This window comes from Sphingobacterium chuzhouense, assembly GCF_014692525.1.
GTDB lineage: Bacteria > Bacteroidota > Bacteroidia > Sphingobacteriales > Sphingobacteriaceae > Sphingobacterium > Sphingobacterium chuzhouense.
The window spans coordinates 1,303,761-1,324,547 of record NZ_JACNYL010000001.1 but is presented as its reverse complement, the minus strand read 5'-3'; the positions used below and the strand labels follow the sequence as shown (position 1 = coordinate 1,324,547).

Below are 20,787 nucleotides of genomic sequence, written 5' to 3'. Positions count from 1 at the left end.
TATGAAAAAGAATATAAGAAAAATTTATTTTACCGCTATTCTATCCTCTGCAATATGCTTCTTTTCCTGTTCAGGTTTTCTGGAAGAAGAGGTGTTTTCTCAGCTTTCTCCAACAAATTACCTAAAAACAAAGGAGGGACTAACGTCGGTATTGTATGAAGGATATGCAAAAGCAGCTAATATGAATAGCAATAATTCTATTTATGTATTAGGCCCACAAGAATTCTCTACAGATATTCTATACCAGAGTGGCGATAATGTGGAGGCAACCATAAAAAACCATCGGGATTTTAACTGGGATCCAACGATGGATTTTCTGATTCAGAACTGGGATTCACCTTATCAATGTATCCGGAATGCGAATATTGTTCTGGAAAGCTTAGAAGGCTCTGATTTATCGGCAGAGGATAAAGTGCTGTATGAAGCGGAGGCTAAATTCTTACGGGCAATTTCCTATTATAAGCTCTACTTTTTCTTCGGACCGGTGCCGTTGAGAACATCTACTACACAAGAGTTAAGTTTGGCAAAGGCATCCGAAGATGAAATCAAAGAATTTATGGAAAAGGAATTGTTGAGTGCTGTAGAATCATTGCCTAATCCAGGCAACGAGCCCGAACGATACCGTGCTCATAAAGCTGCAGCGATGGGCTTCTTAATCAAATTTTACCTGAATACCAAGCAGTGGCAGAAGACTGATGACTGGACGGCTGAATTTTTGGATTCCTTCAATTATTCCCTTCATGAGACGTATCAGCATCTCTTTAAGGTGGAGAGTGAAAAGAATAATGAATATATCTGGGTCCGACCAGCAGTGCCATCGGCAGATAGAGCTACGGCAAATAGCTGGAGCAATGTGTCGTTTCCCGATAATTTTAAGTCGGCTCCAGAGATAGGTTTGGTTTTTCGAAGCACTTGGCTAAATTGGCCGAACGAATTTCGGATCTATGATGAATTCTATAATACCTTTGAAAATGGAGATAAACGAAAGGATCTGATGATTACAAAGTATATCAATAATTCCGATCAAGAGATTGTGCTTGCAGGTAATGACAATATTCGATCATTCAAATATTGGCCAGATGAAAATCATATTGGGGCAGCTCATGGCAACGATATTCCAGAGATTCGATTAGCAGATATTTACCTTTCGCGTGCGGAGGCGTTAAACGAACTTCAATTTCCGAGTCAAGAAGCTTTGCAGTACGTTAATTTAGTTAGACAGCGTGCCGGTCTCGAAGATCTCGCGAGTGGTGATGTGACTAGTCAGAGTGCGATGAGAGACCAGATCCTGTTAGAAAGAGGGCATGAGTTTTATAATGAAGGACACCGAAGAATGGATATGATTAGGCATGGGAAATTTATCTCAGATGCGGTGAGAAGAGGGAAGAAAGCGCAACCGCATCATATCGTCTTTCCTATTCCACAAGTGGTAATCGATTCAGATTCTGCGATTGAACAGAATGATAATTTTTAATATATAGAATATGATGAAAGTATATGCAGTATGTTGTTTTTTATGGGTTTCTTTTTTTCTGCCGACGTTGCTGTTAGCTCAACAAGTTCCTGGTCAGATTGTGTGTTATGAACCCAGTTCTGCTCAACGATATATAGGCTCTCCGAGTCTGGCAATCTTACCAAATGGCGATTACGTAGCATCACACGATTTTTTCGGTCCGAAAAGTACCGAATGGCAGCAGGCTACGACACGAATTTATACGTCTTCCGATAAAGGAAAAGTTTGGCGGTTTCTTTCTGAAATAAAAGGGGCATTTTGGAGTAGTTTGTTTGTTCACGAAGGAGAGCTTTATTTGCTAGGCCCCGACCGTCATCACGGAACCGTATTAATCCGTAAATCTACCGATGGCGGACAGACCTGGACTCAACCTACGAATAGAGAAAATGGTGTGTTGTTGACTGGACAGTTTCACTGTGCCCCCATGCCCGTAATAGAGCACAATGGTAGGTTATGGCGTCCGATGGAAACAGCACACGGTCCCGATCTGGCTTGGGGCAAGCGTTATGGCGCTATGGTAATGTCTGTTGCGTTAGACTCCGATCTGATGAATGCTAAATCGTGGACCACGAGTAGCACCCTGCTCTATGACTCCACTTATTTGAATGGTAACTTTACGGGTTGGCTCGAGGGGAATTTTGTGGTGGGTAAGGACGGACAGATGTGGAACATCCTGCGTGTCGATGATAAAACGTCACATCAGGAAAAAGCTGCCATGGTGAGCATTTCCGAGGAGGGTAAAAAACTATCTTTTAATCCTGAAAGTGGGTTTATCCCATTTGACGGTGGCAGTAAGAAATTCGTTGTCAAATACGATTCCATATCTGATTATTATTATACCTTGGTCAACTCGATTCCTGAGCAATACAGTAAACAGTATCCCGAACGGAATCCGGCGGGTTTTCGGAATGTATTGGTACTGCGTAGATCTAAAGATTTGAAGAACTGGGAAGATGTCAAGGTTGTTTTGGAGCACGAAGATGTTATCAACCATGGCTTCCAATATGTGGACTGGTCGTTTGAAGGGGAGGATATTATCGTGCTTTCTCGCACGGCTTATTTCGATGGAAAAGCGGACGCCAAAAATAACCATGATGCCAATTTTCTGACCTTTCATCGGATTGAAAGATTTAGATTGCTGGATTAGAAGATACAATTTGTCATTGTTTCGATGACAATATATTGGATATCTTTGACAACTCGCATGACTTTGGGAGAACCAATGATAGCTAATTTTGGCTTAACCGAAGGATTGTTGTTTTTTATAGATCTAAAGCAAATGTTATGACAGGAACTTGTAGCCCATCATTGCACCCCTTCTAAGCAACTGAAAATACAGGTATGGATGTTAAGGTAAATAAGCAAATAAGAAACCTGTTACGGTACACGGTAATAATCTTTTCCCTATATTGTTTAGAAAGTTGTATGGATATTAAAAATAAAGTAGCAGAAGATGAAACTGTTGTAAACATGACGGCTTCACCAGAGGGCCATACTTTACACCACAATGGCGTGTTTTCCAAAGATGGCAAATGGATTGTATTTGACGGTAGGAATGATGATACGAAGATTGGTGAAACCGCTATCATAGGCGTGGTGAATGTAGAAACAGGTGAAGAACGGATTGTTTATCAAACGAACGATCAAACAATATATGGTCCGGGGGTAGGAGCAGCGTCTTTTAGTCCGGTTCAGAATAGAATCGTTTTTATTCATGGGTTACCCAATGCCGATCAGGAAAAACCGTACGATATAACACGCCGTACTGGGGTTGCCGTAGATTTAGATAAACCTATGACCCCAGTTTTTTTGGATGCGAGAGATATGACTACTCCTTATACGCCCGGTTCTCTGCGAGGAGGTACCCATTCTCACTGTTGGAGTGGAGACGGGGGAATGCTCAGTTTTACTTATAATGATGAGTTGGTAGAGCCGCAGCTTCGGGTGGTGGGTGTGATGTTGCCGCATGACGGTAAGATTGAAGTAGATGAAGTTGCAGGAAATAACCACGGGGAGATGTATGCAGCAATTGTTTCGGATGTGGTTGCTGAGCCTCGTCCCGGATCGGACGAAATTAATAAAGCCTTTGACGAGTGCTGGATCGGGAGGAAGGGCTACCGGACTTCTGATAACCGGGAAGTGCGGTACGCAATTGCCTTTCAGGGAAATGTGCTGAATAAACAGGGGAAGACAGTTACGGAGATATTTATCGTAGATATTGACGAGGAGAAGATAAAGGTGGATATGCGTGCCGTAGGAAATGTGGGAGAGCGCCCAAAAGTTCCTAAAGGCATTCGGCAGAGACGGTTAACCTACGGAGCTAATCTATCTGATTTCCGACATTGGCTTCGCTCAAGTGAAGATGGGCAATATATCTATGCTTTGGCAAAAGATGAGAACGGGAATAACCAAGTGATAAGATGTGCTGTAAACAGTGGAGAGTTCTCTTTCGTAACGGACAATCCCTTTTCTATATCTTCGCCGTTTAATCTTTGTAAGGAAAACAAGAAAATCACTTTTATAGCCGAGAACAATGTATTTGTCTATGATATGGATAGCAACGAATGTATCCAGATTACGCACAATGGCCCTAACGATCCTAAGGTGAACGGAACTCCTTCCTTTTCGCCAGATGGAAGCTTTGTGGTGTATAATCAATATCAGCAGATCGGAGGAGAAGAGTATTTACAGATAAAGCGAGCTGTGCTATAATTTGCTTCACTTTCATAGGGTTAAAAATGTTTAAAAGGTAGGGACGTTGTGCGCAAGGTCTCTATTAAATTTTCTGGTTTTCAAATTTTCTCGATAATTCCTTATCTTGAACCATCAAAAAAATAACATAAATCAAATTATGAACAGATTTAACTTTATCAGGTTTTTAACAACGCTATGTTGCTGTCTTTTTATCTCACTGGCAAGTTTTTCTCAATCGCGATCAACGCAACCTATTCAAGTGCTTGTTTCGCCCGATAAGCCAGACTGGACATATGAGCCCAACCAAGAGGCGATGTTCAAAATACAAGTGTTGAAACATCAAGTTCCACTTACAGATATAGAAATCAGCTATGCCGTTGGCCCGGAGAAGATGCAGCCAACGGACGAAGGAAAACTGAAATTAAAAAACGGTTCTGGGATAATAAAAGGAAAATTGTCGGATCCGGGCTTTCTACGTTGCGAAGCCAATGTGACGATTGATGGCAATACGTATCGTGGTATTGCAACGGCAGGGTACGCGCCACTGGATATCCAACCCACGCAAAAGCTGCCCGATGACTTTCAGGAGTTTTGGAATACAGCGAAGGAAAAGGCTGCAAAAATCCCGATGGACGCAAAATTGACTCTATTGCCGGAACGCTGTACGGAAACCGTAGACGTATTTCAAGTCAATATCCAAAATGCTATGGTAGGCAATCGTCTGTATGGTATATTGGCCAAACCGAAGAAAGAAGGGAAATATCCGGCTGTTTTGTCGGTTCCAGGGGCAGGAGTTCGTCCTTATGCCGGTATTATCGATCTAGCGGAACAAGGGATCATCACATTACAAATCGGTATACATGGTATTCCAGTCACATACGAAGCTGGGTTGTATACTGATCTGGGCGGAGGAGCACTGCGAGGATATCCATTTTTTAATCTTGATAATCGGGATAACTATTACTATAACAAAGTATACTTAGGCTGTGTGAGGGCAATCGATTTTTTGTATTCTTTACCGCAGTTTGATGCAAGCAATTTGTTGGTATGGGGAGGAAGCCAAGGAGGAGCATTGGCAATTGTTACAGCCTCGTTAGATGATCGTGTAAAAGGTTTGGTAGCTCTTTATCCGGCGTTGAGCGACTTAACGGGTTATTTGCACCATCGTGCCGGTGGATGGCCACACATGTTCAAAACGGATGTAACGGATGAAAAAATTAAAGTGTCAAGCTATTACGATGTTGTTAATTTTGCCCGAAACCTGAAAGTCCCCGGATTCTACACCTGGGGTTACAATGACGATACTTGCCCGCCTACATCTTATTATTCAGCCTATAATGTGATTAATGCACCAAAAGAACTGTATTTGGTACAAGAGACCGGACATTGGACCTATCCGGAGCAACAACAACAAATTAAGGAATGGATATTAAAACATGTAGGGAAATAGAAAAAAAGTAACAGGGCATCTCTTATAGATGCCCTGTCTATAAAATAAGTTTAGCGAAACTAGATTGGGATTAAATCCCCATAAACTTAAAAGGTTTAGCTTCTTTGAAAAAGCTATTTGATAAACCGCTGAATGTTGCATGTCCTTTTAAATCCAACATCATTGTTTTAGCTCCTTCTTGCAAATCGAATTTAGTCAGGTCGACCCAAAAAGTATTTGGGGTTAAGACTGTTTCGAAATAATAGACTTTATTCTTTTGGTCTGCAACAGATCTCCAGCGTGTTGATGATATATTTGGTTCTGTTTCTGAGCTAATACCAAAAGGTACAGAGCAATTTCGGATAACACTGAATACACTAGCAACCGCTATCCTCGTATCTTCCGTCTGCGGAATAGCATTTATATAGTAAGAAGCCCTAACAAACCTATCGGCTGCCCGGTTTGTACCAGGCAACATAACGGTACCCGGAATACCTTGCCAGTAATTATTCAGGGCAAGTTGCTGTTCGAAAACAGGGGAATTGGTCATTACTGTATAGGAAGGATTATGATGGATGACGAGTTTTCCATCTATGTATTCAAAAATGGCATTGTCACCTGTAGCGTCTGAAATGGACAAGTGGAGCGTTGTAAATTTTGTTGTGCCGGGAACGTAGTCGCTGACGACAACAAAAGGCTCGTCTTTTAACGCTGCTACCGCCTCACTCACGGTTGCAAAATTGTCTAGGACATATTGTGCCCAAGCCGAAATGGCGATTCCTTTCTTTGTACCTTGAGGGTCAAATTTAGGATAGCTGGATTCTACGAGCCATAATACATTCGCAACAAGCCCCTTTTCGTTTAAACCGTCCGTCGTTGCGATATCCCAAGCACTCGAAATCACACTTCCGTATTTGGAAACCCAGGTAAAAGATTGCGGGCCAGCTTCTCCACTTCTTGCTATGCCGCGGGGAAATACCCAGATATTGGCAGCAATATCGTCTTTCCAATCCATACTGCGTGCCGTTATAACCGTTCCGTTTGGACCTTTATACACTACCCGTGTACATGCCATTGTTTCCTGTTGAAAACATACAAATGCTACCAGAATAAAATAGAGAAAATACTTCATAATGTAACCTAATTTAAATTAATCAATATTATAACGTTAGAATAACGTGAGTAATCTATGATGTTAACGCCAATACTGTGTATTTGTTTGACCACATCCTTACAATAAATTATTATAGGTATATTAACCTCTTTCTTTTTGTGTAGCTGAAGTAAGCGTTTTAAACCTACTAAGGGCTTCTTTAGGTGTACAACCATGATAGGTTTTAAAAACCTTTATAAAATGAGATACGCTTTGATAACCCAGTAGCATCGCTAGCTCATTCACGTTGTGGTCTTCAAAGAGTAGTTTCTTGGCTTTTCTCATACGCGCGTCAATTACAAAAGCGTAAATGGTATTACCATAAACTGATTTAAAATCCTGCTTGAGCTTCTTTTCATTGAGCATGAACATTTTGGAGAGCTCGGTAACACTTGGGGGCTTATCTAAATGAAGAATCAGATACGCGCGTATTTTTTCTAAAATACCTACATCGGAAGCAATTGGTTCGCTATGGTTTGCAGGGCCAAAGTGTGTAAGCTGATGTACGATGAATAACAGTTCTCGAAGTTTCAGCTTTAGAAAATGATAGCGGTATTGCTGAATATGATCGCAATGTAATATCTCTTGTAGGATTTGTAATGTCCGCATATCGACGTATAAAGTTTCATTGGGTCTGTTTTCTGGGTCGCCGGCAAGGATATATTGGTGGAAAGCGTCGTTATTAATCCACTGTTCGTCTTTTAAGAGTTGAATATAAAATTCTCGGGACATTTTAATGACCACATACTTCATCTCATCATTCCCCGGTATGTGTACCAAACTGCCACCTCCACTTTTATCCAAGTAATTGCGTAGTAGCATGCCCTCCGCATGTTCGTAATCCTGGTTTCCCGCGCCACGTTTAACCGAAGAATGACCTTTTAGATAAAAAAAGAAACGTATATGCTTACCCGAGGTCAGAAAATCGTCCGTGATTTCCTTAATAGTCTGAACTTCCGTTTTTTGGATAAATAACCCCGGCACATATAGCGCCTTAATTTCGTAGGAGGCTGTTTCCCTGTCTGTAAAATGACGGCTGTAATCCTTTACTTCGGCATCATCCATATACGTGTCGGGAACGTCAAGATCACAAAGCACCTGATCGACCTCCACAATTCTTGAAAATATATGCATCCCCTTTTTCGCTATTTTTTGTCCTTTTTGACGTTATCTCCTACCATCTGAACTAACTACTTTTGCGAAGTTATTTATAATTAATCTAAATACCAATAATTGGAACAGATAAATGGAATATTATACGGATATGCTATCGAAACGTGTGCTTTTTTATACAAATACGATCCTCTTCTGCTTGTTGTTTTCATTGCCTGGATTGGCACAGCATCACAATAATGCTAAAATTATCGGTTACGTGAGAGATCATATGGGAAAAGCTTTGGTAGGCGCAACAGTTTATATTCCCGGAACAGAATACAGTACAGAAGTAGCCAAAGACGGCCGTTACGTATTAGTTGTTACTCCTGGAACCTATGACATTATCAGCTCATCTATAGGTTTTCTTGCAGAGAAGCGAACTATCTCCTTAAAACAAGGTGAAAATATACATCAGCGATTTGTTCTGAAAGTTGATCCGAATACAACAATTGACCAAGTCGTAGTAACAGGGAAATCGGCGATACAAGAGGTGCGGGAAACACCATTTAATGTTGTCGCATTGGATGCTAAATCGCATTACAACTCGACACTTGATCTGGCGCACTTGTTGGATAGAGCCTCTGGCGTTAAGATTCGGGAGTCGGGTGGAGTCGGTTCAGACATGAATATTACACTAAACGGTTTTACAGGACGTAATATCAAAGTATTTATGGATGGCGTGCCGATGGAAGGCATGGGAACCGCATTCCAACTGAATAATATTCCGGTTAATATGGCAGAACGTATTGAAGTCTATAAAGGCGTTGTGCCGATAGAGTTCGGTGCGGATGCGATGGGGGGCGTTATCAATATTGTTACCAACCGTACACAGAATACCACGGTTGATGCTTCCTATTCTTATGGTTCATTCAATACACATAAGTCCAATATAAGTTTAAACCACACGTTTAAATCTGGCGTATCCTTGCAGCTGAATGCATTTCAAAATTATTCCGATAATGACTATAATGTAAAGACAGATTATCGGATTTTCGCGGCGGAAGGGGATCCAGCTACCGGAGAAGACGATGATATTTGGCAAACAGGTTCGTCTTGGTCGGCAGATTCCGCTTGGTTCCGACGTTTTCATGATACGTATAGAAACGAAACGATTATGGCTAATGTCGGTATCGTTGGTAAAAAGTGGGCGGATCGCATGTTGTTAGGACTTACTTTAGGACAAGTACACCAAGATGTGCAACATGGTGCTGAAATGCGGTATGTATATGGTGAGCGTACAGCACACAGTAAATCCATTTTGCCTTCTTTCGTTTACGATAAGCGAAATTTGATTGTAGATGGTCTTAGTGTGCGTGTTACCGGGAACTATAACTATCAAAAAGCAGGAAGCGTAGATACAACTGCTTATAAATATAGCTGGACGGGAGAGCGCCGGCTGATGAAAGATTTACGGGGGCAGAGCAACGCTTTTGGAGAAGCCAGTTATGGACTATCTGAATATGCTAACAGCAATGAGTCCGGCACCGTTAACATTAGCTATCGTATCAATCCCAGCCATTCGGTATCCTTCAATGATGTAGTGTCTAATTACACCCGTAAACCGGATTTGAAACAGGTAGCAGATGCTTTGTTTCCTGCTTTACCGACGGCGGCCGATAGTATGAGCCGCTCCAGTTTCAAGAATACAATGGGATTGGAATATAGATACTCATTTCGGAAGCGATGGATTACCAATGTATTCGGTAAACATTATACAAATCGTGCTTCCGGCCCAAAATCTGACGATGAAGGAGCGACAGCCTATCGTAGCAAAGAGAGTGTAAGCAAGTTAGGTTATGGTCTAGCAACAACCTATTTCCTTCCTGATCTGCAATTAAAGGCATCCGTAGAAAAAGCTTTTCGCTTACCTAATGACAGGGAACTGTTTGGAGACGAGCTATTGGAAGCAGGAAATATTGCACTGAAACCGGAGGAATCAAATAATTACAATATCGGATTTACGTTGAACAAGGAATTGAATAGCGCTTATTCACTTTACGTAGATTGGTCGGGTTATTACCGGGACACCTATAACTTTATCCAGACCTTATTATCACGTGTAGGAGATGAAGTTAATGGTAATTCAATGTATACGAGAATGAATCATGGGCGTGTGACACGCCTCGGCACCGACGTTGAAGCACGTGTTTATTACAAAAATAAAGCAACGTTGGGTACTACGTTAACCTATATGGATATTCGGGATAAGGCAAAGTATGCCGACGAAGCGAAAAATAGAGAAAATGGTAACTACAATTATCGCATGCCAAATTTACCTTATTTCTTTTGGAATGCGGATGCCTCTTATTATTTCCATGATTTCCTGGGTAAGGGCAACACGCTCAACTTAAATTATACATTGAATTTTGTAGATAAGATATACAGAAATGCAGAAGCTTTTGGTGATAAAGCAACCAAACCTTACATTCCGAAACAACTTTACAGTGATTTCTCGGCAACTTATATCCTGGATAACGGTAAATACAATATTTCAGTTGAATCTCGCAATATGGAAAATGCGATGTTGTATGACAATTTTAGTCTGCAAAAGCCGGGACGCAGCTTTGCTGTCAAATTACGTTACTTTTTTATCAAAAGACATCAATAAAATAATATTTAACACAAAACTTATACAGTTATATATTTAATACAATGAAAAAGCAATTTATCAAACAATCATTGGTTTTAGCGCTGGCAGCAACACTGGCTGTCGGCTGTAGTAGTGACGATTCTCCAACTCCGGATAATGTAGGAAACGCCCGTTTTTTAGTAGCCGTAACGGCTAAAGGTACCGGCACGTCAGAAAATACATATTTTATCCCTGTAGAGTCTTTGGACGATGCTAGTAAATCTATCACACCTGTTGGTACAGGATTGGAGATCAATGAAACCTATTCGCATTATGTTCATAATGGTTTTGAAAGCCTTGTCGGATTAAAATATGGACAGGGTGGGGCTCACCTTGGTTTACGGGTGACAATCGATCCAAATACAGGTAATGCGGTGAGGATTGGTCAGGCATTTGAACTACAGGATGGATTTATAACCACCGGAAAAGTAGGCAGCACCGTGTATAGTGCGATGAGCGGCAACAGAGCAGCGGATAAGACGAAAGCGACATTCAATTTAATACCACTAACACAGGATGAGCCTAAGTTTGCCTATATGTCGGTAAATGCCTTTACAGGATATGAAGGGAAAAATGCAACGATTGTTGGCATTGCGGATGCAGGAGATGGATCTTTTTTCACCGGTCTGGACTTTACGCTGGAAAATCCGGACATGAATGATGCGGTTGTTGCTAAGATAAAAGCTAGCAGCCTGAAGCCTGAGGCCGTTTATACGGACGCGCGTTTACCTTTATCCGGTGGACAGTTTAAATCTGCACGTTACTCGCAAATTGCTGAGGCGGGAAATGGTGATGTTTATGTATTTGCAGGAAATCAAAAAGGCCTGAAAACTGCCGGTGCGCTAAGAATCAAATCAGGGGCATCCGGTTTTGATGCCGATTATTTCTGGGATATCGAAGCGGAAACAGGATACCGTTTCCGTAAAATCTGGAATCTGAAGGATGATATTTACTTGGTCGAGTTTTTTAATGATCAAGCTGCGCAAGGTACCGCATCTAGTGGTAACGCGACTAATTATGCTGTTCTGGCAATGGAGTCTAAGAAATTAACTTGGGTAACTGGTCTGCCCGCTAAAGCCGATATCGTTGAAGGATGCATGAAACTCCCGTTTGTATACGGTGGAAAGGCTTACTTAGGGATAACAACAACATCATCGGGTGAATCTGGATTTTATGTACTGGATCCTACTACAGGTGCTGCAACAAAAGGATTGTCAGTTAAGAATGCCGAGTCGATTGCCGCAGCTACTTATATAAAGAAATAGTCGGATAGCTAAATAAGATTTATGAAATTATCAACTATTCATACCAAAATCGTAAGCCTGGGGCTTGCGATTTTTTGCACTATTTCTTTTGTTTTCGCGCAGCAAACAATCAATATCAAACACAGCAAAGGCGAAACCCTGGTCCCCAAAAACCCGAAAAAAGTGGTTATTATGGATCTGAGCGCTTTGGAGACATACCATGAACTAGGAATTCCGGTTGCTGGCGTGCCGAATACTGTTCCGGCCTATTTAGGTGAATATAACGATGCTAAATATGACAAGGTAGGCACAGTGGTTAAAGCTGATTTTAAAGCTTTAGAAGCGCTGAAACCGGATCTGATTATCACGGGTGGTCGGCAGGGAAAACAATATGATTCGCTGGTAATGGTGGCGCCGACCATTATCTTTGGTTCAGACGCGGACGATTTCTGGACATCGTTTGATTATAGCGTCCGCACGATTGCCGCGTTACATGGAAAAGAAAAGCTGGCTGAAGAGAAGCTGGCTGCTTTACATAAAAAAGCGGATTTAGTCAAAGCAAAAGCACAGGCTGACCCCAAAAAAGCAGTTGTGGCGATGCATATGAATGGCCGCTTCAATCCGAGTGGACCTAATTCGCGATTTGGTTTTGCATATGATGTATTGGGTTTAAAACCAGCCTACGTTCCGGCAGCTGAACCAGCTCAGCCAGCTGCGGCGCCCCAGGAAGGACAGCGGCAACAGCGCCCGCCCGCACCAAAGTTAGCGGACATTAATCCCGATTACTTGTTCATCTTTGATCGTAATACAGGTATTAAAGGTGTTATGCCGGAGGAAAGCGATATCTTCACCGAAGATGTCAAGGCTACCGAAGCCTATAAAAACAATAAAGCGTTTATTCTGCCCGGCTGGATCTGGTATCTTTCTGGCAACGGCTTGATTTCCGTCGACCAGAAAATAAGTGAAATAGGCGAGAAGTTGTACGGGATTAAATAGTCGGGCGCAGCTTAACGGATGTCCAACTAATTTGGCATTATACTTGGTCATGTCCTTTTATAATTTAAGATTATAGTATGAAAGGATGGACATGGACATATAGGAACTGGATGTTCCTGTTTGTTGGAATGATTTTGATAGGACTATCGTCCTGTAGTAAAGAAACAGTGGATAATATAGGTCGCGATACAGCCTTGAATATTATTCGTTCAAACAAGTGGTTTGATGTGGTGAAAACAACCTCCAAAGCAGATGAGGATCCTGTGCGGGAGGTATTGGTAGGAGAAGGGGAGACGATGGAGTTCAAATCAAACGGATATGCATATGTATATAAGGGAGCAGGAGAAACGGGCTCTTACATTTATAGTATGCCTACGAGTAAAAAAATGATCTTTGCTGGCGTGGAATACGATATTCAGGAAAATCTTGTTCAAACGGTAGCCAAATTTACGTTGGTAAATATAACGGGCAACACCACAACAAAAATTGAATTTAGACGGAGATAGCATTCAAAAAATGTAAATTCCTTATTTTAGCCCGATGAAGAAAGTGCTTTTCATCGGGCTTGTTTGGCCAGAACCCCAATCGTCTGCAGCAGGAACGCGTATTCTGCAATTGATTTGGATGTTTCAACATGCAGGCTACGAAGTCGTCTTCGCATCTGCTGCTTCCAAATCCTCCTATAGCCATCCGCTTCTCCAAGAGGATGTTCGGGAGGAGCATATCCAGCTTAACGACAGCAGTTTTGATGCCTTTATTACTTGTTTAGAACCTAATATTGTCGTTTTTGACCGTTTTGTCACCGAGGAGCAATATGGTTGGCGTGTAAGACAATATTGGCCATCTGCGCTAACGATATTAGATACGGAGGATCTACATTTTCTGCGAAAGGCACGGCAAGACGCGATAAAACGAAATACAATAATAGATTATTATAATGACGTTACCACGCGAGAAATTGCTGCAATACTGCGTTGTGACCTTTCCTTAATTATTTCAAAGAGCGAAATGAAACTTCTTTTGGAAACATTTCGTTTGCCAGCTGAACTGTTATATTACCTTCCTTTTTTAGAACCGAAAATAGAAGCGTCTGCAAAATATACATGGACTTCTTTTTCACTGCGAAAACATCTTGTATTCATCGGAAACTTTCTACATGAGCCCAATTGGCATACAGTACAGCTCTTAAAAACACGGATCTGGCCGGAAGTGAGAAAACTTCTACCTGAGGCAGAACTGCATATCTACGGATCTTATGCGAGTGAAAAAGTCTATCAACTACATCAACCTAAAACAAACTTTCTGATAAAAGGAAGAGCGAAGGATGCCCGCAAGACTCTTGAAACCTATCGGGTGCTAATTGCGCCAATTCAATTTGGAGCGGGCGTCAAAGGTAAATTTATCGATGCCATGCAAGCAGGAACTCCTTCGGTTACCACCGCCGTGGGTGCAGAATCGATGTCGATTGATGGGCTTTGGAACGGATATATCGAAGATGATTTGAATAGCTTTGCAGAAAAAGCAGCTCTTTTATACGGGGATTCGAAGGTGTGGCATGAGGCGCAGGAAAAGGGAATAACTATACTTAATGCAACAAGCAGCAGAGAGCTGTTTGAAACGCCGTTTCTTACATACCTAGATGAGTTAGAAGAGGATTTGGACACACATCGTCGGCAGAATTTTGTCGGCCAGATCTTACAGAGCCAGCATTATAACGCCAGTAAATATATGTCGCTCTGGATTGAGGAAAAAAATAAGAATATACAATAACATTCTTTTCAAATTAGAAATTTTCTTTACTTTGGTTGTGGCTAAGCAGTATCAGAGAAGAGAAATAATTTTACCGCTTTTTTATAAATTCACAAAAATATGGGCGATTATCAGATAAAAGAGAGTCCGGAAGTTTATGACGCTATTGTTGTGGGGTCTGGAGCGGGCGGTGGTATGGCTGGTTATATTCTAGCCCACGCCGGACTTAACGTATTGATGTTGGAAGCAGGGCCGTTTTGGGATCCCGCGAAGGACGCATTGCAGTTGCGGTGGCCCTGGGAGTCGCCCCGTAGAGGAGCGGGAACGACTCGTCCGTTTGGTGATTTTGATGCAGCCTATGGCGGGTGGCAATTAGAAGGAGAGCCTTATACCACGGTAGCGGGGACAGAATTTGAATGGTTTCGTGCCCGCATGCTTGGCGGGCGAACAAATCACTGGGGGCGTATTTCTTTACGGATGGGACCAGATGACTTCAAACCAACAGATGGTATTACCGAGGAATGGCCTATCAGCTATGAAGAGGTCAAACCATTTTATGATCGGGTAGACCGTATGATCGGTATATATGGTACGGTAGAAGGATACCCGAACGAGCCGGACGGAATCTTTATGAAACCGCCGAAACCACGTTTAGGGGAGCTTTATATCGCCAGAGGGGCAAAAAAAGCTGGTGTTCCAGTTCTTCCTGGCCGGGGAGCAGTTTTGACAGAATCTTCTCCAGAAATTAAAGGACGTGGAACATGCTTCTATTGTGGGCAATGTGGAAGAGCCTGCAAGGTCTACGGTGATTTTTCTTCTTCTTCTTGCTTGGTTATGCCGGCAATGAAGACCGGAAATCTAAAGGTGATAGACAATGCTATGGTTCGTGAGGTGCTCACAAACGATGAGGGGCTGGCGACGGGTGTTTCTTACGTAGATACGAAGAGCTTACAAGAATATGCCGTAAGGGGAAAGACGGTAATCTTGGGTGCAAGTGCTTGTGAAAGTGCGCGCATTATGTTGAACTCCAAATCATCCGCCCATCCAGGTGGAGTTGGTAATAGTAGTGGCTTAGTGGGTAGGTATCTACACGATTCTACGGGGGCAAGTGCTTGGGGATTTTTACCACAATTGCTAGATAGAAAACGTTTCAACGAAGATGGTGTTGGTAGCGTGCATATTTATTCCCCTTGGTGGGAAGACAATAAAAAATTGCGTTTCCCTAGAGGTTATCATATTGAATATGGTAGTGGATTGAATATGCCGGGGTATGGATTCTTAAATTGGGTTCCTGGAGCTGTCGGAATGGTGGCGGGGAAGAATGGAGAAACGCGGGACAGTGGCGGATACGGTGCGTTGCTTAAGCAAGATTATCGTCGCTTTTACGGTGCATCCATCGGAATGGCCGGACGTGGCACGGCGTTGGCAAGAAAAGATAACTATTGCGAGATAGACCCAACACGCGTGGATAAATATGGTATTCCTGTATTACGTTTTCACTACAAATGGGCCAACGAAGAGGTTGAACAGGCCAAGCATATGCAAGACACATTCAAGTCCATCATGCACGAGATGGGAGCGGTTGTTTTGTCGAGCGAGCAGGGGCCGGAAACAAAATATGGTTTAGAAGCTCCGGGTGTAATTATCCACGAAGGAGGCACTACCCGTATGGGAAATGATCCGAAAACTTCCGTGTTGAATAAATGGGGTCAGGCGCACGATTGTAAGAACTTGTATGTAGTGGATGCAGGCCCTTTTGTACAACAAGGAGACAAGAACCTAACTTGGACTATTTTGGCGCTGTCCATGCGAACAGCAGAATACATATTGGAAGAGAAGAAAAAGTTAAATGGCTAATCGAAAAAGATATGAATAGAAGAGAATCTCTTAAGGCATTAGGGTTGCTTGCGGCAGGTGCAGGTGTTTTAACGACAGCCTGTAATGGAGAGAGTGCAAAGGAAGCGAGAATCGCCAGTGAGACTTCTAATAAGTTGCCGGGCGTAGAGGATTGGGAACACGAACGGACGCAAAAACTGTTGGAAGAAAAGTTTTTTACAGACCATGAAATGGCGACCATTACCGTATTGGCGAATATTATTATACCAAAGGATGATGTATCTGGGAGTGCTTCAGAAGCAGGTGTGCCGGACTTTATCGAATTTATTGTTAAGGATCTTCCTTCTAACAAGATTCCTATGCGCGGTGGGTTAAAATGGACAGATGTACAATGCCAGAAACGATATGGTAATGCTTTTATAAAATGCACGAAAGAGCAACAAATTGAACTTATCGACGAAATTGCTTATCCGGATAAAGCGAAGCCAGAAATGCAACAAGGTGTTGCGTTTTTCTCCTTGATGCGTAACTTGACAGCGTCGGGTTTCTATACGACGGAGATGGGGGTTAAGGATATTGGTTATGTAGGAAATAGACCAGGTGTGTGGAACGGTGTTCCCGAAGACGTATTAAAGGAGCATGGGTTTAACCCGGAAAACTTTTTGGGATAATTTTGTGATTTATTGAATTCGTATGTTAGGATTGAAATTATTGACAGACCCTCGTTGGGCAAATATCGCAGAATCTAATTTGGATGAGATTCTGACAGACCATGCTTGGTGCGAACAAAAAGCGGCTTCTAATGCCATTACGTTAATTACGCAGAATCCAGAACATGAAGATCTTGTCCATGAGCTGACTGCTATTGCAATAGAAGAAATGCAGCATTTCCAGATGGTGATCGATATTATTAAAGCTCGAGGATATGCATTAGGACGGGAAAGAAAAGACGACTATGTCGGGCAGCTGATGAAATTCTCTAAGAAAGATGGTTCCCGTAATCAAGCTTTTATAGACCGGCTACTATTCGCTGCGATGATTGAAGCACGTAGTTGTGAACGTTTTCGCGTGCTGTCTAAAAATATAAACGACCAGGAGCTGGCAAAATTCTACCACGATTTGATGGTTTCTGAGGCTAATCATTACACCACTTTTCTCCATTTTGCACGTAAATATACAACGGATGTCGACGTCGATAAAAGATGGCAAGAATGGTTAGATTTTGAAGGGGAACTGATCCAGAGCTACGGTAAAAAAGAATATATCCACGGGTAAGCATTTATTGATGTATATCAATGTCTTGACGTTGGGGATACACTATTTTTGTAGCAGAAAGGAAAAAAAGCTATGATTGAATTAGGAATAGGCATGTTTGGAGATGTGCATATTGATCCCACAACAGGTAAAATGCAATCTGCGGCGCAGCGTACGCAGGAGATTATCGAGGAAATCAAATTGATGGATGAAGTGGGTGTGGATTTCTTTGGAATGGGTGAACACCATCGAATAGATTACGCCGTTTCTTCTCCGGAAATTATACTGGCGGCCGCCGCTACGGTAACCAAGAACATCAAACTAGGCAGTGCGGTTTCCGTTATTAGTTCGGCCGACCCTGTTAAGTTATTTCAAGACTTTTCAACGGTAGATCTTTTATCAAATGGACGGGCAGAAATAATGGCCGGTCGAGGATCCTTTATAGAGTCTTTTCCACTATTCGGTTATGATCTGAAGGACTATGCGGAACTCTTCGAGGAAAAATTAGCTTTGCTGTTACGATTGAATAAGCAGGATACCGTTACCTGGTCGGGCAAGTTCCGCAAACCCTTGATCAATCAAGAAATATTTCCGCGCCCTGTCCGTGGTTCGTTACCAATCTGGGTAGCCGTCGGCGGCACAACTTCTTCGGTAATCCGAGCAGGAAAACTGGGGCTTCCGGTTATGTTTGCCATTATCGGTGGCGCAATTCAAAACTTTAAACCCTTGTTTGAAATATATCAACAAACGTGGGAGGACAATGGACATGCTATGGAAGACTTTCAAGTAGGAGTTCACATGCATGCTTTTTTTGGAGAAAATGGACAGGAAGTAGCTGACCGGTATTATCCCCTTTATGCTGCACAGATGAATAGAGTCGGTGCTTCGAGAGGTTGGCCTCCTTACCAACGTTCACAATACGATTTCGGGCATTCCATTCATGGACATCTGGTGGTCGGAGATGTAAACGAATCCGTAGAAAAGATCTTACATGTTATCGAGATGTTTGGACTCACTCGTTTTTCTGCACACATGGATGTGGGTAGTCCGGATCATAAAGACATGATGAAAGCAATTGAATTGTACGGCTCGCAGATTATCCCGAAAGTGAAAGAGGCATTGAAATAAAATTCCCTATCTTTGTACCGTGGTACAGCAGAGTAAATTAATTGATATCAGGAGTTTAAGTTTATCAGAGTTAAAAGATAAGCTAACTGCAATGGGCGAACAAGGATTCCGGGCGAAACAGGTATATGAATGGCTATGGTCGAAATCATGTACGGATTTTGACCAGATGACGAATCTGAGCAAGGCATTGCGTGAAACACTGAAAAGTAACTTTGAGATACGTGCTGTGAACGTTCGGGAGTCACAGGTGAGCTCGGACAAGACGATTAAGAGTAGCTTTACCCTATATGATGGAAATGTAATTGAAGGTGTACTGATTCCAACTCCGGATCGGATGACAGCATGTGTAAGTTCACAGGTAGGATGTAGCTTAACTTGTAAATTCTGTGCTACAGGCTATATGGAACGAAAACGGAACCTGCAAGCTGATGAAATATATGATCAGGTAGTGTTAATTGCTAAACAGGCTGAGGAGAAGTACCATCAACCGTTGACCAACATTGTCTACATGGGAATGGGTGAGCCTTTATTGAACTACAGCGGTATGATGAAATCAGTAGAGCGTATTACAGCTCCTGATGGTTTGAATATGGCAGCAAAGCGTATCACGGTGTCTACCGCGGGGATTGCCAAGATGATTAAGAAGCTGGGAGATGATGAAGTGCGCTTTAATTTAGCTTTGTCATTACATGCCGCAAACGATGAAAAGCGAAACCAGATTATGCCCATTAATGAACAAAACTCTTTGGCAGCATTAGCAGACGCATTAAAATATTATTACACAAAAACCAAGAATCCTGTAACATTTGAATACATTGTGTTCCACCATTTCAATGATGAATTGCAGGATGCGAAAGAGCTTGCCAGATTTTGTAAGCATGTACCCTGTAAAGTGAATATTATCGAATACAACCCGATCGCTTTAGCTGATTTTGTGAATGCTGAGGCGGATAAAATCGATCAGTTTGCAAATTATTTACGCAGCCAAGATATTGTGACCAACGTCCGCCGCAGCCGGGGGAAAGATATTGATGCCGCCTGTGGTCAGCTCGCCATTAAAGAGGAAACTGTCGCTTAGAAGTTTTCTTTAGACAACTTTTTTATCAATTAACCTCCAACTGGTAACCAAGTCGCCATTGCATCATCCCTCCCTTAACATTAAGTGTCGCATCCAAATTTTTGAGGTATGTAGTAACTCATCCTTAGCACGGATCAACCCTCTCAAAGATTTGAAGCGACGATTTTTTGATTCTTTTTTCTAAAAAAAGAACATAAATCCTAGATTTGTATATACCAATTGTAATAAACAGTATGCAAATCAAATTGTATTGGGAAAGCTTCGTGTCTATTTTGTTCCCACCATTATGCGTTTCCTGCGAAAATGTTCTTTTGTACCAAGAAGAATTTATTTGTACCACCTGCCGATTCCATTTACCTATAAACGATCATTATCTTTTCCAACAAAACGAAATCACCCAACGCCTATTGGGTAAAGCACCTATTGAAGCTGGTGCGGCCTATCTCTCATTTTCAAAATCTTCCGTGGTACAAGCTATGATTCATAAATTGAAATACCTTAAAGATCGACGTGTTGGGGAATATCTGGGGACGTGCTTTGGTGCGCAATTGTGCACTTCTCCGTTTTACACAAATATTGATGTGGTGGTTCCATTGCCGCTTCATCGAAAGAAGAAACGAGTTCGAGGATACAATCAGAGTGAATATATTGCCCAAGGCATTGCTGGAGCTATGTCATTGCCCTTAAATCCAGTGGATTTTATACGGGTAACAAATACAGAAACACAAACCAAGAAAAGTCGTGTGGAACGCTATGACAACGTCGAAAATGCTTTTTCTTGTGCTCAACCTTCCGTCTTTGAAAATAGGCATGTGTTATTGGTGGACGATGTTTTTACAACCGGAGCTACTATTGCTTCTGCGGCGCGAACGCTTGCTGAACAGTGCCATTGTAAAGTTTCCGTGGCTGTATTAGCGATAGCCTAAGAT

The 20,787-nt window shown here is 42.1% G+C and carries 17 protein-coding genes; 15 read left to right on the top strand and 2 right to left on the bottom strand.

Features of this window, described 5'->3' with window-relative positions; all coding sequences use genetic code 11:
- Position 1: 1 nt before the first annotated feature.
- The 4 genes from H8B21_RS05035 to H8B21_RS05020 all read left to right on the top strand — a co-directional run bounded on the left by H8B21_RS05035 (position 2) and on the right by H8B21_RS05020 (position 5,657).
- A complete protein-coding gene (locus H8B21_RS05035; protein WP_190312662.1) occupies positions 2 to 1,474 on the top strand; it encodes a RagB/SusD family nutrient uptake outer membrane protein in 1,473 nt (490 codons plus the stop codon).
- A 10-nt stretch (positions 1,475 to 1,484) separates the two neighbouring features.
- Positions 1,485 to 2,660 carry a sialidase family protein gene (locus H8B21_RS05030; RefSeq protein ID WP_223814841.1) on the top strand — a complete coding sequence of 392 codons (1,176 nt, stop codon included), beginning with the start codon at positions 1,485 to 1,487 and terminating at the stop codon, positions 2,658 to 2,660.
- Positions 2,661 to 2,938: 278 nt separating this feature from the next.
- A complete protein-coding gene (locus H8B21_RS05025; RefSeq protein WP_190312661.1) occupies positions 2,939 to 4,225 on the top strand; it encodes a DUF3748 domain-containing protein in 1,287 nt (428 codons plus the stop codon).
- Between the two features lie 139 nt (positions 4,226 to 4,364).
- Positions 4,365 to 5,657 carry an acetylxylan esterase gene (locus H8B21_RS05020; RefSeq protein ID WP_190312660.1) on the top strand — a complete coding sequence of 431 codons (1,293 nt, stop codon included), beginning with the start codon at positions 4,365 to 4,367 and terminating at the stop codon, positions 5,655 to 5,657.
- 70 nt (positions 5,658 to 5,727) lie between these two features.
- Here the strand turns inward: H8B21_RS05020 and H8B21_RS05015 are convergent, their stop codons facing one another.
- Together H8B21_RS05015 and H8B21_RS05010 are read right to left on the bottom strand one after the other, a co-directional pair.
- A complete protein-coding gene (locus H8B21_RS05015) occupies positions 5,728 to 6,768 on the bottom strand; it encodes a linear amide C-N hydrolase (protein ID WP_190312659.1) in 1,041 nt (346 codons plus the stop codon).
- Positions 6,769 to 6,891: 123 nt separating this feature from the next.
- A complete protein-coding gene (locus tag H8B21_RS05010; protein ID WP_190312658.1) occupies positions 6,892 to 7,923 on the bottom strand; it encodes a helix-turn-helix transcriptional regulator in 1,032 nt (343 codons plus the stop codon).
- Positions 7,924 to 8,035: 112 nt separating this feature from the next.
- Here H8B21_RS05010 and H8B21_RS05005 point away from each other — a divergent pair, with 112 nt between their 5' ends.
- The 11 genes from H8B21_RS05005 (at position 8,036) to H8B21_RS04955 (ending at position 20,784) form a co-directional block, all read left to right on the top strand.
- Positions 8,036 to 10,552, top strand: a complete 2,517-nt coding sequence (locus tag H8B21_RS05005; protein WP_190312657.1) for a TonB-dependent receptor — start codon at positions 8,036 to 8,038, stop codon at positions 10,550 to 10,552.
- A gap of 44 nt (positions 10,553 to 10,596) precedes the next feature.
- Positions 10,597 to 11,838 carry a DUF4374 domain-containing protein gene (locus tag H8B21_RS05000; RefSeq protein WP_190312656.1) on the top strand — a complete coding sequence of 414 codons (1,242 nt, stop codon included), beginning with the start codon at positions 10,597 to 10,599 and terminating at the stop codon, positions 11,836 to 11,838.
- A 171-nt stretch (positions 11,839 to 12,009) separates the two neighbouring features.
- Positions 12,010 to 12,813 carry an ABC transporter substrate-binding protein gene (locus H8B21_RS04995; RefSeq protein WP_190312655.1) on the top strand — a complete coding sequence of 268 codons (804 nt, stop codon included), beginning with the start codon at positions 12,010 to 12,012 and terminating at the stop codon, positions 12,811 to 12,813.
- Between the two features lie 77 nt (positions 12,814 to 12,890).
- Positions 12,891 to 13,319: a hypothetical protein gene (locus tag H8B21_RS04990; protein ID WP_190312654.1), complete on the top strand. Its 429-nt coding sequence runs from the start codon at positions 12,891 to 12,893 to the stop codon at positions 13,317 to 13,319.
- A gap of 34 nt (positions 13,320 to 13,353) precedes the next feature.
- Positions 13,354 to 14,583 carry a glycosyltransferase gene (locus tag H8B21_RS04985; protein WP_190312653.1) on the top strand — a complete coding sequence of 410 codons (1,230 nt, stop codon included), beginning with the start codon at positions 13,354 to 13,356 and terminating at the stop codon, positions 14,581 to 14,583.
- A 99-nt stretch (positions 14,584 to 14,682) separates the two neighbouring features.
- Positions 14,683 to 16,419, top strand: coding sequence for a GMC family oxidoreductase (locus tag H8B21_RS04980; RefSeq protein WP_190312652.1), 1,737 nt, complete (start codon positions 14,683 to 14,685; stop codon positions 16,417 to 16,419).
- An 11-nt stretch (positions 16,420 to 16,430) separates the two neighbouring features.
- Complete coding sequence (locus H8B21_RS04975) at positions 16,431 to 17,069, top strand: gluconate 2-dehydrogenase subunit 3 family protein (protein ID WP_190312651.1); 639 nt, start codon at positions 16,431 to 16,433, stop codon at positions 17,067 to 17,069.
- Between the two features lie 22 nt (positions 17,070 to 17,091).
- Entirely contained in the window at positions 17,092 to 17,673 is a 582-nt protein-coding gene (gene miaE / locus H8B21_RS04970; protein WP_190312650.1) for a tRNA-(ms[2]io[6]A)-hydroxylase, read from the top strand.
- Positions 17,674 to 17,745: 72 nt separating this feature from the next.
- Positions 17,746 to 18,780 (top strand): LLM class flavin-dependent oxidoreductase, encoded by a 1,035-nt coding sequence (locus H8B21_RS04965; protein ID WP_223814839.1) that lies wholly within the window; start codon positions 17,746 to 17,748, stop codon positions 18,778 to 18,780.
- A 19-nt stretch (positions 18,781 to 18,799) separates the two neighbouring features.
- Complete coding sequence (gene rlmN, locus H8B21_RS04960) at positions 18,800 to 19,858, top strand: 23S rRNA (adenine(2503)-C(2))-methyltransferase RlmN (RefSeq protein WP_190312649.1); 1,059 nt, start codon at positions 18,800 to 18,802, stop codon at positions 19,856 to 19,858.
- A 233-nt stretch (positions 19,859 to 20,091) separates the two neighbouring features.
- Entirely contained in the window at positions 20,092 to 20,784 is a 693-nt protein-coding gene (locus H8B21_RS04955) for a ComF family protein (protein ID WP_190312648.1), read from the top strand.
- Positions 20,785 to 20,787: the final 3 nt, after the last annotated feature.

Excerpts from the sequence above, each read along its gene's own strand:
- H8B21_RS05015 (WP_190312659.1), bottom strand. The coding sequence starts at position 6,768 with ATGAAGTATTTTCTCTATTTTATTCTGGTAGCATTTGTATGTTTTCAA.
- H8B21_RS04955 (WP_190312648.1), top strand. The coding sequence starts at position 20,092 with ATGCAAATCAAATTGTATTGGGAAAGCTTCGTGTCTATTTTGTTCCCA.
- miaE (WP_190312650.1), top strand. The coding sequence starts at position 17,092 with ATGTTAGGATTGAAATTATTGACAGACCCTCGTTGGGCAAATATCGCA.
- H8B21_RS04995 (WP_190312655.1), top strand. The coding sequence starts at position 12,010 with ATGGATCTGAGCGCTTTGGAGACATACCATGAACTAGGAATTCCGGTT.
- H8B21_RS05020 (WP_190312660.1), top strand. The coding sequence starts at position 4,365 with ATGAACAGATTTAACTTTATCAGGTTTTTAACAACGCTATGTTGCTGT.
- H8B21_RS05010 (WP_190312658.1), bottom strand. The coding sequence starts at position 7,923 with ATGCATATATTTTCAAGAATTGTGGAGGTCGATCAGGTGCTTTGTGAT.
- H8B21_RS05035 (WP_190312662.1), top strand. The coding sequence starts at position 2 with ATGAAAAAGAATATAAGAAAAATTTATTTTACCGCTATTCTATCCTCT.
- H8B21_RS04980 (WP_190312652.1), top strand. The coding sequence starts at position 14,683 with ATGGGCGATTATCAGATAAAAGAGAGTCCGGAAGTTTATGACGCTATT.
- H8B21_RS04965 (WP_223814839.1), top strand. The coding sequence starts at position 17,746 with ATGATTGAATTAGGAATAGGCATGTTTGGAGATGTGCATATTGATCCC.
- H8B21_RS05030 (WP_223814841.1), top strand. The coding sequence starts at position 1,485 with ATGATGAAAGTATATGCAGTATGTTGTTTTTTATGGGTTTCTTTTTTT.
- H8B21_RS04985 (WP_190312653.1), top strand. The coding sequence starts at position 13,354 with ATGAAGAAAGTGCTTTTCATCGGGCTTGTTTGGCCAGAACCCCAATCG.
- H8B21_RS05000 (WP_190312656.1), top strand. The coding sequence starts at position 10,597 with ATGAAAAAGCAATTTATCAAACAATCATTGGTTTTAGCGCTGGCAGCA.
- H8B21_RS04990 (WP_190312654.1), top strand. The coding sequence starts at position 12,891 with ATGAAAGGATGGACATGGACATATAGGAACTGGATGTTCCTGTTTGTT.
- H8B21_RS05025 (WP_190312661.1), top strand. The coding sequence starts at position 2,939 with ATGGATATTAAAAATAAAGTAGCAGAAGATGAAACTGTTGTAAACATG.
- H8B21_RS05005 (WP_190312657.1), top strand. The coding sequence starts at position 8,036 with ATGGAATATTATACGGATATGCTATCGAAACGTGTGCTTTTTTATACA.
- H8B21_RS04975 (WP_190312651.1), top strand. The coding sequence starts at position 16,431 with ATGAATAGAAGAGAATCTCTTAAGGCATTAGGGTTGCTTGCGGCAGGT.